The organism is Acidovorax sp. Root217 (assembly GCF_001428645.1).
In the GTDB taxonomy this organism is placed as follows: Bacteria; Pseudomonadota; Gammaproteobacteria; order Burkholderiales; family Burkholderiaceae_C; genus Acidovorax.
Genome location: NZ_LMIH01000006.1, coordinates 239,478 through 251,444 on the forward strand (window position 1 = coordinate 239,478; position 11,967 = coordinate 251,444).

At 69.6% G+C, this 11,967-nt stretch carries 14 protein-coding genes; 5 read left to right on the forward strand and 9 right to left on the reverse strand.

What is annotated here, in order from left to right; genetic code table 11:
• Position 1: 1 nt before the first annotated feature.
• Entirely contained in the window at positions 2-1,456 is a 1,455-nt protein-coding gene (locus tag ASE31_RS05200; protein ID WP_057200468.1) for a PLP-dependent aminotransferase family protein, read from the reverse strand.
• 81 nt (positions 1,457-1,537) lie between these two features.
• Here ASE31_RS05200 and ASE31_RS05205 point away from each other — a divergent pair, with 81 nt between their 5' ends.
• Positions 1,538-2,020 carry an OsmC family protein gene (locus tag ASE31_RS05205; RefSeq protein ID WP_057200469.1) on the forward strand — a complete coding sequence of 161 codons (483 nt, stop codon included), beginning with the start codon at positions 1,538-1,540 and terminating at the stop codon, positions 2,018-2,020.
• A 3-nt stretch (positions 2,021-2,023) separates the two neighbouring features.
• Positions 2,024-2,671 carry an FMN-binding negative transcriptional regulator gene (locus ASE31_RS05210; RefSeq protein ID WP_057200470.1) on the forward strand — a complete coding sequence of 216 codons (648 nt, stop codon included), beginning with the start codon at positions 2,024-2,026 and terminating at the stop codon, positions 2,669-2,671.
• 4 nt (positions 2,672-2,675) lie between these two features.
• On the opposite strand, the gene ASE31_RS05215 is transcribed toward ASE31_RS05210, so the two are convergent.
• The 3 genes from ASE31_RS05215 to ASE31_RS05220 all read right to left on the reverse strand — a co-directional run bounded on the left by ASE31_RS05215 (position 2,676) and on the right by ASE31_RS05220 (position 4,640).
• Positions 2,676-4,070, reverse strand: coding sequence for a homoserine dehydrogenase (locus tag ASE31_RS05215; protein ID WP_057200471.1), 1,395 nt, complete (start codon positions 4,068-4,070; stop codon positions 2,676-2,678).
• Positions 4,071-4,228: 158 nt separating this feature from the next.
• The gene (locus ASE31_RS31440; RefSeq protein ID WP_157412363.1) at positions 4,229-4,408 is read right to left on the reverse strand and encodes a hypothetical protein; all 180 of its coding nucleotides are present in this window, start codon (positions 4,406-4,408) and stop codon (positions 4,229-4,231) included.
• Positions 4,392-4,640: an ATP-binding protein gene (locus ASE31_RS05220; RefSeq protein WP_057200472.1), complete on the reverse strand. Its 249-nt coding sequence runs from the start codon at positions 4,638-4,640 to the stop codon at positions 4,392-4,394. Before ASE31_RS05220 ends, ASE31_RS31440 begins: the two co-directional genes overlap by 17 nt.
• A gap of 57 nt (positions 4,641-4,697) precedes the next feature.
• On the opposite strand from ASE31_RS05220, the gene ASE31_RS05225 reads away from it, so the two are divergent.
• Positions 4,698-4,994, forward strand: coding sequence for an acylphosphatase (locus tag ASE31_RS05225; protein ID WP_057200473.1), 297 nt, complete (start codon positions 4,698-4,700; stop codon positions 4,992-4,994).
• On the opposite strand, the gene ASE31_RS05230 is transcribed toward ASE31_RS05225, so the two are convergent.
• The 3 genes from ASE31_RS05230 to ASE31_RS05240 form a co-directional block, all read right to left on the reverse strand.
• Positions 4,991-5,803, reverse strand: coding sequence for a DUF72 domain-containing protein (locus ASE31_RS05230; protein ID WP_057200474.1), 813 nt, complete (start codon positions 5,801-5,803; stop codon positions 4,991-4,993). The genes ASE31_RS05225 and ASE31_RS05230 overlap by 4 nt on opposite strands.
• Before the next feature lie 64 nt (positions 5,804-5,867).
• Positions 5,868-7,172: an ATP-binding protein gene (locus ASE31_RS05235; protein ID WP_057200475.1), complete on the reverse strand. Its 1,305-nt coding sequence runs from the start codon at positions 7,170-7,172 to the stop codon at positions 5,868-5,870.
• Positions 7,169-7,924: a response regulator gene (locus tag ASE31_RS05240; protein ID WP_057200476.1), complete on the reverse strand. Its 756-nt coding sequence runs from the start codon at positions 7,922-7,924 to the stop codon at positions 7,169-7,171. The genes ASE31_RS05235 and ASE31_RS05240 overlap by 4 nt, the downstream gene beginning before the upstream one ends.
• Positions 7,925-8,094: 170 nt before the next feature.
• Between ASE31_RS05240 and ASE31_RS05245 the strand changes: the two genes are divergently transcribed.
• Both ASE31_RS05245 and ASE31_RS05250 read left to right on the forward strand, forming a co-directional pair.
• Positions 8,095-8,586 (forward strand): DUF2147 domain-containing protein, encoded by a 492-nt coding sequence (locus ASE31_RS05245; protein ID WP_057200477.1) that lies wholly within the window; start codon positions 8,095-8,097, stop codon positions 8,584-8,586.
• Positions 8,587-8,666: 80 nt separating this feature from the next.
• Positions 8,667-9,965, forward strand: coding sequence for a serine hydrolase (locus ASE31_RS05250; RefSeq protein ID WP_057200478.1), 1,299 nt, complete (start codon positions 8,667-8,669; stop codon positions 9,963-9,965).
• 95 nt (positions 9,966-10,060) lie between these two features.
• Here the strand turns inward: ASE31_RS05250 and ASE31_RS05255 are convergent, their stop codons facing one another.
• Positions 10,061-10,498 carry an OsmC family protein gene (locus ASE31_RS05255; protein WP_057200479.1) on the reverse strand — a complete coding sequence of 146 codons (438 nt, stop codon included), beginning with the start codon at positions 10,496-10,498 and terminating at the stop codon, positions 10,061-10,063.
• Between the two features lie 171 nt (positions 10,499-10,669).
• The gene (locus ASE31_RS32180; RefSeq protein WP_200961074.1) at positions 10,670-11,779 is read right to left on the reverse strand and encodes a hypothetical protein; all 1,110 of its coding nucleotides are present in this window, start codon (positions 11,777-11,779) and stop codon (positions 10,670-10,672) included.
• Positions 11,780-11,967: the final 188 nt, after the last annotated feature.

An 11,967-nucleotide genomic window follows, 5' to 3' on the forward strand; every position in this document is an offset into this window, starting at 1 on the left:
ATCAGGCGCGCGGCAGCCGCCGGGCCAGCCGGCCCACGGTGCGCGCTGCGGCCGTGATCTCGGCCACGCCGAAGCCCGCGTAGCCGAACAGCCAGCCGCGCCGCTCGGACTCCATCGCATAGCGCGACAGCGGCGCCAACATCACCCCCGCCGCCTGGGCCTGGCGGCACAGGGCCTCGTCGTCGCTGCCCGGCGCACGCTCGCACAGCAGGTGCATGCCCCGGTCGCTGGCGGCCAGCTGCAACGCGCCGTCGCTGGCATCGGCCAGTGCATCGCGCAGCGCCTGCTGGCGCGCCTGGTACAGGTCGCGCATCTGGCGCAGGTGGCGCAGCAGGTGCCCCTCGGCAATGAACTGCGCGAGCACCGCCTGCGCATCGCCGGGCGCATGCCGGTCGGTGATGGCACGCGCCATGGCAAACGGCTGCACCAGCGCCGGCGGCGCCACGATGAAGCCCAGGCGCAGGCCTGGGTGCAATGTCTTGGAGAAGGTGCCCACGTACAGCACCCGCTCCGACCCCGGCAGGCTGCACAGCGCCGGTACCCGCTGCGCGCCGTACTGGAACTCGCCGTCGTAGTCGTCTTCCACCACCCAGGCATCGTGCGTGCGCGCCCACTGCAGCAGTGCCTGGCGCCGCGCCAGGCCCATGCGCCCGCCCGTGGGGTACTGGTGCGTGGGCGTCACCACCGCCATGTGCGCGCTGGGCCAGCGCTGCGTGGCCTCGGCAATGCAGGCGCCCTCGCCGTCCATGGCCATGGGCCGGGCCCGCACGCCGTGGCCCAGCAGCGCGGCGCGTATGCCGGGGTAGCCGGGGTCTTCCACCAGCACCTCGTCGCCCACGTCCAGCAGCAGCCGCGCGATCAGGTCGATGGCCTGTTGCGAGCCCGAGCACACCACCACCTGGCCGGCATCGCAGCGGATGCCGCGCGAGGCCCACAGCCACTGCGCCACCGCCTCGCGCAGCTGCGGGTCGCCGGCCGGGTCCAGGTACTGCGCGCGCGCCGCGCGCTGGCCGGGGCCGGCCTGGCGTGCCAGGCGGTCCCACACGGCGTAGGGAAAGGTGTCCACCTCGGGCGCCCCCATGCGAAAGGCCCGCGCCACTGCCACCGGCGGGTTCCAGCGCGCCGCTGTGTCGGCAATCAGTTGGCCCCGGCGCGACAGGCCCCTGGGCGGCGCCACCAACTGCTGCTGGGTGCGGGTGGTGGCGCCCCCGGCCGCCTGCGAGACATAGGTGCCATCGCCCACACGCGCCTCCACATAGCCCTCGGCCTGCAGGCGCTGCACGGCCCACAGCACCGTGTTGCGCGACACGCCCAGCGCCGCAGCATGCTCGCGCGAAGGCGGCAGCCGCGTGCCCGCGCGCAGGCTGCCCTGCTCGATGGCGCCGCGCAGGCGCTCGTAGACCTGCTGGCGCAGCGTGGCGGTGGCCACGGTGGGATTGGCTCTGGCGGTTGGCACGAATTGGCCCCTTCAATGGCTCTCTATCGCCATAAACTAAAGAACCATTGTAGGCACCACCCCCACGAAAGCATCCCCACCATGGCAGAGCACTTCGCCACCATCACCTGGCAACGCGGCAGCGACGATTTCCTCGACAAGCGCTACCACCGCGCCCACACCTGGCAGTTCGACGGCGGCGCCACCGTGGCCGCATCGTCATCGCCCCACGTCGTGCCCCTGCCCTACGCCGATGCGGCCGCGGTCGACCCCGAGGAGGCCTACGTCGCCTCGCTGTCGAGCTGCCACATGCTGTGGTTCATGGACTTCGCCAGCCGCGCGGGCTACCGGCTGGACAGCTACAGCGATGCGGCCGTGGGCACCATGGCCAAGAACGATGCCGGCCAGCTCGTCGTCACCCACGTGCAGCTCAAGCCGGTCACCCGCTTCGATGCGGCCCACGCACCCAGCGCCGAGCAACTCGACGACCTGCACCACAAGGCCCACACCTCGTGCTTCCTGGCCAACTCGGTCAAGACGCAGATCGACTGCGCGCCCGTGCTGCAACTGAGCGAAGGGGGCTGAACCATGGCCAATGCCAACCGCCAGTTCCGCGTGGCCGACGCCGCCGTGCTGCAGTCCCTGGTGCGCGCCCAGCCGCTGGCCACGCTGGTCATCACGCGCGAAGGCGCGCTGCACGCCAACCATGTGCCGCTGTACCTCGATCCCACGCGCGGCGAGCACGGCACGCTGGTCGGTCACGTGGCGCGCGCCAACAGCGTATGGCCGCTGCTGCCGCAGACCGCCGTGGCCATCTTCCACGGGCCGCAGGCCTACATCTCGCCCACCTGGTACCCTTCCAAGGCCATCGACGGCAAGCAGGTACCTACCTGGAACTACGCCACGGTGCACGCCCACGGCCAGCTCACCGCCCTGAAGGACGACCCGGCCACGCTGCGCGCCATATTGCACACCCTGAGCGAGGCGCACGAAGCGCACCGCCCCGAGCCCTGGCGCCTGGACGACGCACCGCCCACCTACATCGAGCAGATGATGCGCGCCATCGTCGGCATCGAGCTCGCGGTGGAGCGCTGGGAGGGCGTGTGGAAGGTCAGCCAGAACCGCACCGACACCGACCGCGCCGGCGTGGTGGCCGGCCTCACGGCCGAAGGCACGCCCGCCGCGCTGGAGATGGCGGCGCTGGTGCAGCAGGGCGCGCCGGGCGCCAGCGCCTGAACCCTCAGGCGTCCAGCGTCTCCACCCGCAGCGTGGTCACTGCGCCCGCCACCGCCGGGTGCGCTGCCAGCGCATGCACGGCCAGGTCCACCGTGGCCTGGGCCACCGCATCGGTCAGCACCAGCACCTGGGCGCCGCTGCCGGGGGGCAGCGATTTCTCGGTCGCCAGCGCCACCTGCACCACCGGCACATGCTGCGCCGCCAGCCAGGCGCCCACGGCCTCGATGTCCTGCGCCAGGTGCACGGGCACGCGCAGGTAGTGGCGCGTGTGCACAGCGGCGCGCGGCAGCACGGCCAGGTGTTCGTCCACCGCGTGGGCGTGAAAGCCCAGGTGCGGCACGCGCTGCGCGGCGTGGGTGCCGTCGAGCCGCGCCACGTCCACCAGGTCGGCGATCACGGCCGATGCCGTCTGCTCCGAGCCCGCGCCCGCGCCGTAGTACATGGTCACCCCGGCCGCATCGCCCTTGACCAGTATGCCGTTCATCGAGCCGTTGACATGCGCCAGCAGGTGCGTGGCCGGCACCAGCGCGGGCTGCACGCGCAGTTCCACGCCATCCGACCGTTTTCGCGCCACGCCGAGCAGCTTGATGCGGTAGCCCAACTGCTCGGCACACGCCACGTCCAGCCCCTGCAGCGCGGTGATGCCCTCCACCTGCGCATCGGCAAAGCGCACCGGCATGCCGAAGGCGTTGGCCGCCAGCAGCGTGATCTTGTGCGCTGCGTCCACGCCCTCGATGTCGAAGGCCGGGTCCGCCTCCGCATAGCCCAGGGCCTGCGCCTGCTCAAGCGCCTCTGCAAACCCCAGGTCCTCGTCGCGCATCTTGCTCAGGATGAAGTTGGTGGTGCCGTTGATGATGCCCGCCACCCACTCGATGCGGTTGGCCGTGAGGCCCTCGCGCAGCGCCTTGATGATGGGGATGCTCACGGCCACCGCCCCCTCATAGGCCAGCGCCACGCCGTGCTGGCGCGCGGCGGCGAAGAGCTCGTTGCCATGCACCGCCAGCAGCGCCTTGTTGGCCGTCACCACATGCTTGCCCGCCGCCATGGCCGCAAGCAGCCACTCGCGCGCCGGGCCGGTGCCGCCCGCGGCCTCCACCACCACATCCACGTCGGGGTGGGTGGCCACCTGCATCGGGTCATTGGTCAGCGCCACGCCGGTGCCCACCACGCCGGCGGCGCGCGCCAGGTTGCGCGCTGCGACCACCACCACCTCGATGCCGCGCCCCGCGCGCCCGGCAATGGTGGCCTGGTTGCGCGCCAGCACGCGGAAGGTGCCCGCGCCCACGGTACCGATGCCGATCATGCCCACGCGCAGGGGGCGGGTGGCAGCAGGCATGGCCATGGTCGTGGCAATGCTGTGCTGCTCAGGCTGAAGGGATTGGACGGGATCGCGGTACATAAAGAGCTTCCTTCTCCGGGTTGCTGGCTGCCAGGCAGCCAAAAAACAAACGAACAAAACAAAAAACCCAGCTGCCAGAGCTGGGTTTCATTCGTTCATTCCGGGGAGGAGAGGAGAGCGATCACCAGGTGGCTGCCGAAACGGCCACCTGCGCGTGCTCAGGTGGCCGCGGGGGTAATGGTGGTAATCATTCGTGCACCCATCGCCCGCGTGAACGCAGGCAGCATCATGGCCATGCCCATGGGGGCAGCGGCAGCAAATGCGGTGTGGATGGAGGTGTACGACATGGCTGCCAGTGTAGCGGATTCGGCCTGGGGGGCGTCAAGCGGTCGTTGCATGGCCCGTGGTTCGCACCATGCGTATCGCATCGAACGGGCAACGCACCGCACACAGCGCGCACCCCGTGCAGCCCGGCTCGTCGTGCAGCATGGATCGCTTGGGCCCCCAGCTGTGCGGCCCCTGCACCTGCAGCGACAGCACGTGCGGCGGGCACACGCCGATGCACCAGCCGCAGCCGGTGCAGCGGTCGGTGTCGATGGCGGGCAGGGCATTGCGCGCGGTGGGGCTCATGCAGGCAGTGTGCCCCCGGCGTGCCTGCCCTGCAAGGCTCGCGGTACAGTGCCGGCCATGGACTCCGACAACCTCATCACCCGCCACCTCCTCATCACCGGCCATGTGCAGGGGGTCGGCTACCGCTGGTCCATGACCCAGGCAGCCAAGCGCCTGGGCGTGCAGGGCTGGGTGCGCAACCGCAGCGATGGCCGGGTGGAGGCCTGCGCCTGGGGCACTCCACAGGCCATACAGGCGCTCGTCGACTGGGCGCACCAGGGGCCCGCGCAGGCGCAGGTGGAGCGCGTGGTGGTGGGCAATGTGCCCGATGGCGGTGAGCCACCGCAGGGCTTCACGCAGCGCGAAACGGTCTAGAACAACGCTTGTGTGGTGCGCTGCTCTGACTTTGGCAGCGCGATCCCCAGCTGCTTGATCAGCTCCATGGCCCCCGCCGGCGCACGTTCCTTCGCGCCGTTGATGAAGTACACGAACACATCGCGGGGCCGCTCGCCGCCGGTCCAGGCGCGCACGCCCTGCGCCCACTGCGCAATCACCTCGGGCGTGTAGCCGGTGGGCACGTCGGCCTGGCTGCGCATCAGCCGCAGGTAGGCAAAATCGGCCGCCCCATCGGCGATGGCCGGGAATTTTTCGGAATCGGTGTGCACCGGCACGCACCCATACCGGCGCGCCAGTTCGATGAAGGCCGGTGTGGCAAAGCTCTCGTGCCGCACGTCCAGCACATGGCGCAGCGTGCGCCCGTCCACCGCCTGGGGCAGCAGGGCCAGAAAGGCCTCGAAATCCCCTGGCTCGAACTGCTTGGTGGGCATGAACTGCCAGACGATGGGGCCGAGCTTGTCCTTGAGCTCGGAGATACCGCTGTCGACAAAGCGGCTGATCGAATCGCCCGCCTCGGCCAGCACGCGCCGGTGGGTCGCAAAGCGGTTGGCCTTGAGCGAGAACAAGAAGCCATCGGGCGTCTCGCCGTGCCACTTGGCAAAGGTGGGCGGCTTGAAGGTGCTGTAGTAGGTGCCGTTGACCTCGATGGCCGTGAGCTGGCGGCTGGCGTAGTGCAGCTCCTTGGCGTGCGACAGGCCTGCCGGGTAGAAGTTGTCGCGCCAGGGCTCGAAGGTCCAGCCGCCGATGCCAATGCGGATGTGGCTGTTGCTGCTGCTGCTGTCTGTCATGGCGTTCCCTGTCACGAGTCAATCCACGGAAAGGGCACTGTACCAGCGCGGCCCGGCGGCAGCGCTATGACGGCAACTCGACCCGTGCCTCCAGTCCCTCGCCGCCGTCCTCGCGTGGCGCCAGCACCAGGCGCCCGCCCAGCGCCTGGGCCAGTTCGTTCGCAATGGCCAGGCCCAGGCCCGTGCCGCCCGTGCCGCGGTTGCGCGAATCCTCCAGCCGCACATAGGGCTGCAGCACGGTGGCCAGGTCCGCCTGGGGTATGCCCGAGCCGCGGTCCAGCACGCGCACGCACCAGGGGCACTGTGTTCCGGCTTCCACCGCCAGCTCGGCACTTCCCGCAAACTTGAGCGCGTTGTCCACCAGGTTGCACAGCAGCCGGCGCAGCGCCTGCGGGCGCGTTTCGCAGATGCCCTCTGCCGCCTGCAGCACGCGCACCGGCATGCCCGCGTCGGCATAGTCCATGGCCAGGCTTTCCACCAGCGCGCGCATGTCCACGCGCTGCAGCGGCTCGCGCACGGCCTGGGGCGAGCGCGCGTAGGCAATGCCCTCCTCCACCAGCGACTGCATCTCGGCCAGGTCGGCATGCAGCTTGTCGCGCAGGGTCGCGTCGTCCAGCAGGTCGGCGCGCAGCCGCAGGCGCGTGATGGGCGTCTGCAGGTCGTGCGACACCGCCGCCAGGATCTGCATGCGCTCCTGCAGGTACGCCTGTATGCGCTGCTGCATGCGGTTGAAGGCGGCGGCGGCGCGCACCACCTCGCGCGGACCGTCCTCGGCCAGGGGCACCGCCGCCTGCGCGGCGCCCAGGGCATCGGCCGCTTCGGCCAGCGCGTTCAAGGGGCGGGTGGCCGCGCGCACGGCCCAGGCGCACAGGCCCACCAGCACCGCCAGCTGCAGCGCCAGGGCCGCCAGCACCCAGCGCGACACCTGCAGCCGGGGCTCGTCCATGTCCACCGCCAGCGGCGTGCCGTCGGCCAGGCGCAGCTGCAGCCGCAGCTCGGTGCCGGGCACGCCGGGGTCCACCACCTGCACCGTGCGCCCCGGCGGCAGCGCGGCGGCCACGGCGCCCGCCACCATCACGGCCAGGGTCGACTGGCTGGCAGGCACCGGCAGCGGCTCGGCCAGCACGAATCGGTAGTTGCGCCGCGCCAGGCGCGTGAGCCACTGGCTGCGCTCCTCGGCGGGCAGGCGCTCCAGCACTGCCGCCGAGCTGGCCACGTCGCTCGCCAGGTAGCCCACCATGGCGTTGCGCATGCTCATGCTGCGCTCGGTCACTGCCAGCATGAAGGTCAGCGCATGCGCCAGCGCCAGGCCCAGGGCCAGCACCAGCAGGATGCGCCCGAACAGCGAGTCCGGCCACCAGCGCGTCATGCCGTTCCCGATCCTGCCTGCGCGGCTTGCACCGCGGCGCAGAACACATAGCCCTCGTTGCGCACCGTCTTGATGTAGCGCGAGCCGCGCACGCCGTCGCCCAGGCGCTGGCGCACCCGGCTCACCAGCAGGTCGATGGAGCGGTCGAACACCTCGGCATCGCGCCCCTGCGTCAGCTGCAGCAACTGGTCGCGCGTCAGCACGCTCTGCGGGTGGTCCAGCAGCACGCGCAGCAGCCGGTACTCCGCACCCGACAGGGCCACCACCGCGCCGCTGGCGTCCAGCAGGTGGCGCGCCGTGGTGTCCAGCCGCCAGTCGCCAAAGGCCAGCTCGCGCGCCGGCTCGGTGACTGCCAGGTTCGGCGGCAGCATGCGCGTGCGCCGCAGCACCGCGTGGATGCGCGCCAGTAGCTCGCGCGCTGCAAAGGGCTTGGTCACGTAGTCGTCGGCCCCCAGCTCCAGGCCCAGGATGCGGTCGGCCTCGTCGCTGCGCGCGGTGAGCATGATGATGGGCAGCGCCGGTGCGCCCGGGCTGCGCAGCTCGCGGCACAGCGCAATGCCGTCGGTGCCGGGCAGCATCAGGTCCAGCACCAGCAGGTCGATGCGCGTGCCCGCCAGCACCGCGCGCATCTGCCGCCCATCGGCCGCCACGCTCACCTGCAGGCCCTGCTTGCGCAGGTACTGGGCCGCCAGCTCGCGGATGCCGGCGTCGTCGTCGACGATCAGTACATGGTCTTCAGGCTGCTGCTGCATGGGCTCGATTCTCCAGGCAATGCGGGCGCGCCCGCAGCGGGTTTGTATCCCAACTTGTCCGCACCCGGCAGCGACACCTGCGCACACCAAAAGCCCCCGCCAGGACAAACGCCCGATACCTGGGCTGGCTTCAATGCAGTCTTCCTGAACTTCACCACGAGGGCTCCTCCATGACACCGCAGTCTGCCACCGCCTTCCACCTGCTGGCCGCGCTCACCCTGTACGCCGCACTGCCACCCGCCGGTGCCCAGCAGGCCGGCGCCGAACCCCGGGCCCCGCTGGGCCGCTGGGTCACCGAAAGCGGCAACCTCGAAGTCGAGGTCGCGCCCTGCAGCAGCGGCAGCGCCACCCTGTGCGGCAAGGTCGTCAAGGTCATGGCCAACCGCTCCATGGCCGGCCCCGGCCAGGCGGGTGAGTTTGCCGACAAGCGCCCGGCCCTGGGCATGACCCTTCTCTCGGGCTTCAAGGCAAGCGGCGCCAACGAACACACAGGCGAAATCTACAACCGCGAGAACGCCAAGACCTACAGCGCCACCCTCACCCCCGCCGGCACCGACCAGCTGCGCGTGCACGCCTACGTGGGCATCGCGCTGTTCGGCAAGACGCAGGTCTGGCGCCGGCCTGCGCCAGCACCCACCGCAGGCGCTGGGGCCCTGCCATGACCGTGCCCTGGCCCACCTGAGCTGCGCCCCTCTTTCCCCACCCCCTGCCAACCCCTAATTTTCCCCAGGAGATATCCACCATGCACCCGCCCCGCCGCGCCCTGTCGCTTGCCGTCGCCACGGCCTTTCTCGCCCTGGCCCAGGCCAGCCACGCGCAACCTGCGTTGCCACCACCCGACGCTACCGACCCCATCGCGCTCAAGCTCATGCAGGGCTTTCCGCCCCCGCCCGACAAGCAGGTGCGGCTGGCCAACATCCTCAAGTACCCCAATGCCCGCTGGGCCCTGCACCACCTGCGCGAGCTGGGGCCCACCGCCAACATTGCGCGCGGCCCAGGCCCCGGGAGCGAACTGCAGGCTGCGCCGCGCGAGCTCGACGGCCTGCCCTTCCTCGACGACAAGGGCGCCAAGACCACGCTGGCCAACTGGCAAAAGGCCACCTATACCGACGGCCTGCTGGTCATCCACCAGGGCCGCGTGGTGTACGAGCGCCACTACGTCGGCAACCAGCCGCACGTGCCCCATGTGCTGTGGTCCATGAGCAAGTCGCTCACCGGCCTGCTGGCCACCGAGCTGATCCAGCAGGGGCTGATCGACCCCGCCGCCCCCGTCACCCGCTACCTGCCCGAGCTGGCCGGCAGCGCCTGGGCCGATGCCACCGTGCAGCAGACTCTGGACATGACCACCGGCGTACAGTACGCCGAAGACTTTGCCAACCCCGCCTCGGGCATCTTCCAGTACCTCATCGCCGCCGGCCTGGTGCCCGCGCCACCCAACTATCCGGGTGCCAAGGCACTGTTCGACTACCTGCCCACCGTGCAGAAAGAGGGCGAGCACGGCAAGGGCTTCAACTACAAGACGGTGGACACCGAGGTCATCGGCTGGATCCTGCAACGCGTGACCGGCAAGAGCTTTGCCACCCTGATGTCCGAGCGCATCTGGGCCCCCATCGGCGCCGAGCAAGACGCCTATGTCTTCACCGACCCCAACGGCACCCAGTCCACCAGCGTGGGCGTCAACGCCACGCTGCGCGACCTGGGCCGCCTGGGCGAAATGTTGCGCCGCAACGGCCACTTCAACGGCAAGCAGGTCATCTCCGCCGCCACCGTGGCCGAGCTGCGCAAGGGCGCCGACCCCGAGACGTTCAAGGCCGCCGGCCAGACCATGCGCGCAGGCTACTCGTACCACAACCACTGGTGGCTGCCCCACGATGCCGATGGCACTTTCGAGGCCAAGGGCCTCATGGGCCAGCACATCCACATCAACCCGGCCGCGCAGCTGGTGGTGGTCAAGCTCTCGTCGCACCCCGTGCCCAACACCGCCTTCACGCACAACTATGACCGCCTGGCTTTCGCCGCATTGGCCGGCGCGCTGCGCTAAAGACTGGGCAGCAGCCAAAAGAAAGGGCTGGGCGCGTGAAGCGGCCCAGCCCTACTCACCGGGCCGTTGCAGGCCTGGTGATGCACTCGCGAAGTTCAGTTGACCAGCGTCGCCGTCAGCGTGATCTCCGGCACCGCGGCCAGCGCCTTCGACAGCGGGCAGTTCGCCTTGGCCTCGGCCGCCAGCTTCTGGAAGGCCGCCTCGTCCATGCCCGGCACCTTGGCCTTGAGCGTGAGCGCAATGCGGTCGATGACAAAGCCATCGCCCTCCTTGGTCAGCCGCACCGCAGCCGTGGTGTCGATCACCTCGGTGGCAATGCCCGCCTTTTCGGCCGCAAAGGCAAACGCCATGGTGAAGCACGAGGCATGCGCCGCACCCACGATCTCCTCGGGGTTGGTGCCCTTGCGGTCATCGCCAAAGCGGCTGCCAAAGCCATAGGGGTGCTTGTCGAGCGCGCCGGTCTCGGTGCTCACCTGGCCCTGGCCGGTCTTGCCCGCACCTTCCCAATGAACGCTGGCTTTCTTTTCAGACATGGTTGGCTCCTGTAAATGCAAAGGGACTATCGGACCACGCGAGCGCCCCCGCGGGGGTCGGATGCCACGGGCAATGCGGGTGCGCATCGTCCTACAGGCGCGCCCAGCGCGCAATGAAAAAAGGGCCCTTGTGGGCCCTTCGATGGATGGATGGTGGACTGCCCTGGTCTATCAGGGCGCGCTCAGCACCTGCTGGCGCTTGGTCTCGTACTCACCCGAGGTGATCAGGTTGGCATCGCGCATCTGCTTGAGCCACTGCAGGCGCGACTCTTTCTTGCTGGCGGGCATGGGCGCTGCTGCGGCGGCGGTCGGTGCGGGTGCAGGCTGGGCTGGGCTCACCACGGCCACGGTGGCGGAGGCAGGTACGCTTTGCGCTGCGGGGGCTGCTGCTGGTGGCGGGGCGGCACGGCCCATTGGCTTGGAGTCGGGCACGAACGGCATCGACACGGTGGCGCCTGCCGGGGCCGCGGGCGCCGCTGGGCTGGCCGTCACGGGAGCCGGGGCTGCCGCAGCAGGCGCTGCCACGGCAACAGGCGCCGGTACGGGTGCTGGCGCTGCGGCAGGGACCGCAGACAGGGTTGTCGACGTGGTTTGTGCCGCGGGGGATACGGGCGTTGCGACAGCGGGCGCCATGGCGTGCGCTGGTATGGCGGCCCCGGGGAACATCTGCGTTGCGAGCATCTGCACGCATTCCTGCGCGATCAGTTCAAGCTCCCTTTTCGCGACCGCTGCCTGGTCAGCCCAGAGCTCGTCATAAGTGGGCGCCTTGCTGTTGGCCTCAGGCGTGCGACGGCAAAACCCTTGCGCGACGACGGCTTGGGTGTCTACATTGATCAATCGTGCTATCCCCCAATAGTTGACCCGGTAACGGCCCCAAACCGTCGGAAAGTAGGAGGCACTCCAATTGGTTGTTTTGACATCGAGTACGAACTTGGCCTTGCCTTTTCCAGCGGCTGCGATTTGCGGGGCCTCGACGACGTCCGTTGCTATTGCGGGAGCTACAAGGCGCGTGCCTTGGTGGTTCTCCAGCACCCTCGCCAGACCAAGGGAGATGGGTACGGCCGGATCTTGCAGGTTGTGATCTGCAACAAGCTTGTTGCCCGCACTGAGCGTAATTAGCCCACCGATCAGTCCGCCCACCATGGCCGAGCCCGGCGTAAGCATGCCAAAGTCAGATTTCTCCCGGGCGGTCGAGGCCAGGGTTTGGTTTTTCAGACTCTCCAGTTGCTTGCCGTCAAGGGCTTGCGGGGTGATGGTGCCGCAACCCACCAGGGCCAGCACGGTGGTGCCCAGGGCGAGGGCACTCAAGAATCTTGTCAAACGCATGGGTATTGATCTCAGTATCGGGGTTGCTGAAGTTCCGCGCGCAGGCAGCCGAACCTCTGGGGGCCATCCTGCCCGGCGGAAACACTGGCTTGAAAGATCGGTTGATCGGTAGAGCGATCAGGGCGCGCTCAGCACCTGCTGGC

What these genes read in the sequence shown, in the direction of transcription:
- ASE31_RS05205 (WP_057200469.1), top strand. Translation starts at nt 1,538, where the DNA reads ATGGCAGAGCACTTCGCCACCATCACCTGGCAACGCGGCAGCGACGAT.
- ASE31_RS05245 (WP_057200477.1), top strand. Translation starts at nt 8,095, where the DNA reads ATGACACCGCAGTCTGCCACCGCCTTCCACCTGCTGGCCGCGCTCACC.
- ASE31_RS05250 (WP_057200478.1), top strand. Translation starts at nt 8,667, where the DNA reads ATGCACCCGCCCCGCCGCGCCCTGTCGCTTGCCGTCGCCACGGCCTTT.
- ASE31_RS05230 (WP_057200474.1), bottom strand. Translation starts at nt 5,803, where the DNA reads ATGACAGACAGCAGCAGCAGCAACAGCCACATCCGCATTGGCATCGGC.
- ASE31_RS05220 (WP_057200472.1), bottom strand. Translation starts at nt 4,640, where the DNA reads ATGAGCCCCACCGCGCGCAATGCCCTGCCCGCCATCGACACCGACCGC.
- ASE31_RS05215 (WP_057200471.1), bottom strand. Translation starts at nt 4,070, where the DNA reads ATGTACCGCGATCCCGTCCAATCCCTTCAGCCTGAGCAGCACAGCATT.
- ASE31_RS05235 (WP_057200475.1), bottom strand. Translation starts at nt 7,172, where the DNA reads ATGACGCGCTGGTGGCCGGACTCGCTGTTCGGGCGCATCCTGCTGGTG.
- ASE31_RS05255 (WP_057200479.1), bottom strand. Translation starts at nt 10,498, where the DNA reads ATGTCTGAAAAGAAAGCCAGCGTTCATTGGGAAGGTGCGGGCAAGACC.
- ASE31_RS31440 (WP_157412363.1), bottom strand. Translation starts at nt 4,408, where the DNA reads ATGCAACGACCGCTTGACGCCCCCCAGGCCGAATCCGCTACACTGGCA.
- ASE31_RS05210 (WP_057200470.1), top strand. Translation starts at nt 2,024, where the DNA reads ATGGCCAATGCCAACCGCCAGTTCCGCGTGGCCGACGCCGCCGTGCTG.
- ASE31_RS05225 (WP_057200473.1), top strand. Translation starts at nt 4,698, where the DNA reads ATGGACTCCGACAACCTCATCACCCGCCACCTCCTCATCACCGGCCAT.
- ASE31_RS05240 (WP_057200476.1), bottom strand. Translation starts at nt 7,924, where the DNA reads ATGCAGCAGCAGCCTGAAGACCATGTACTGATCGTCGACGACGACGCC.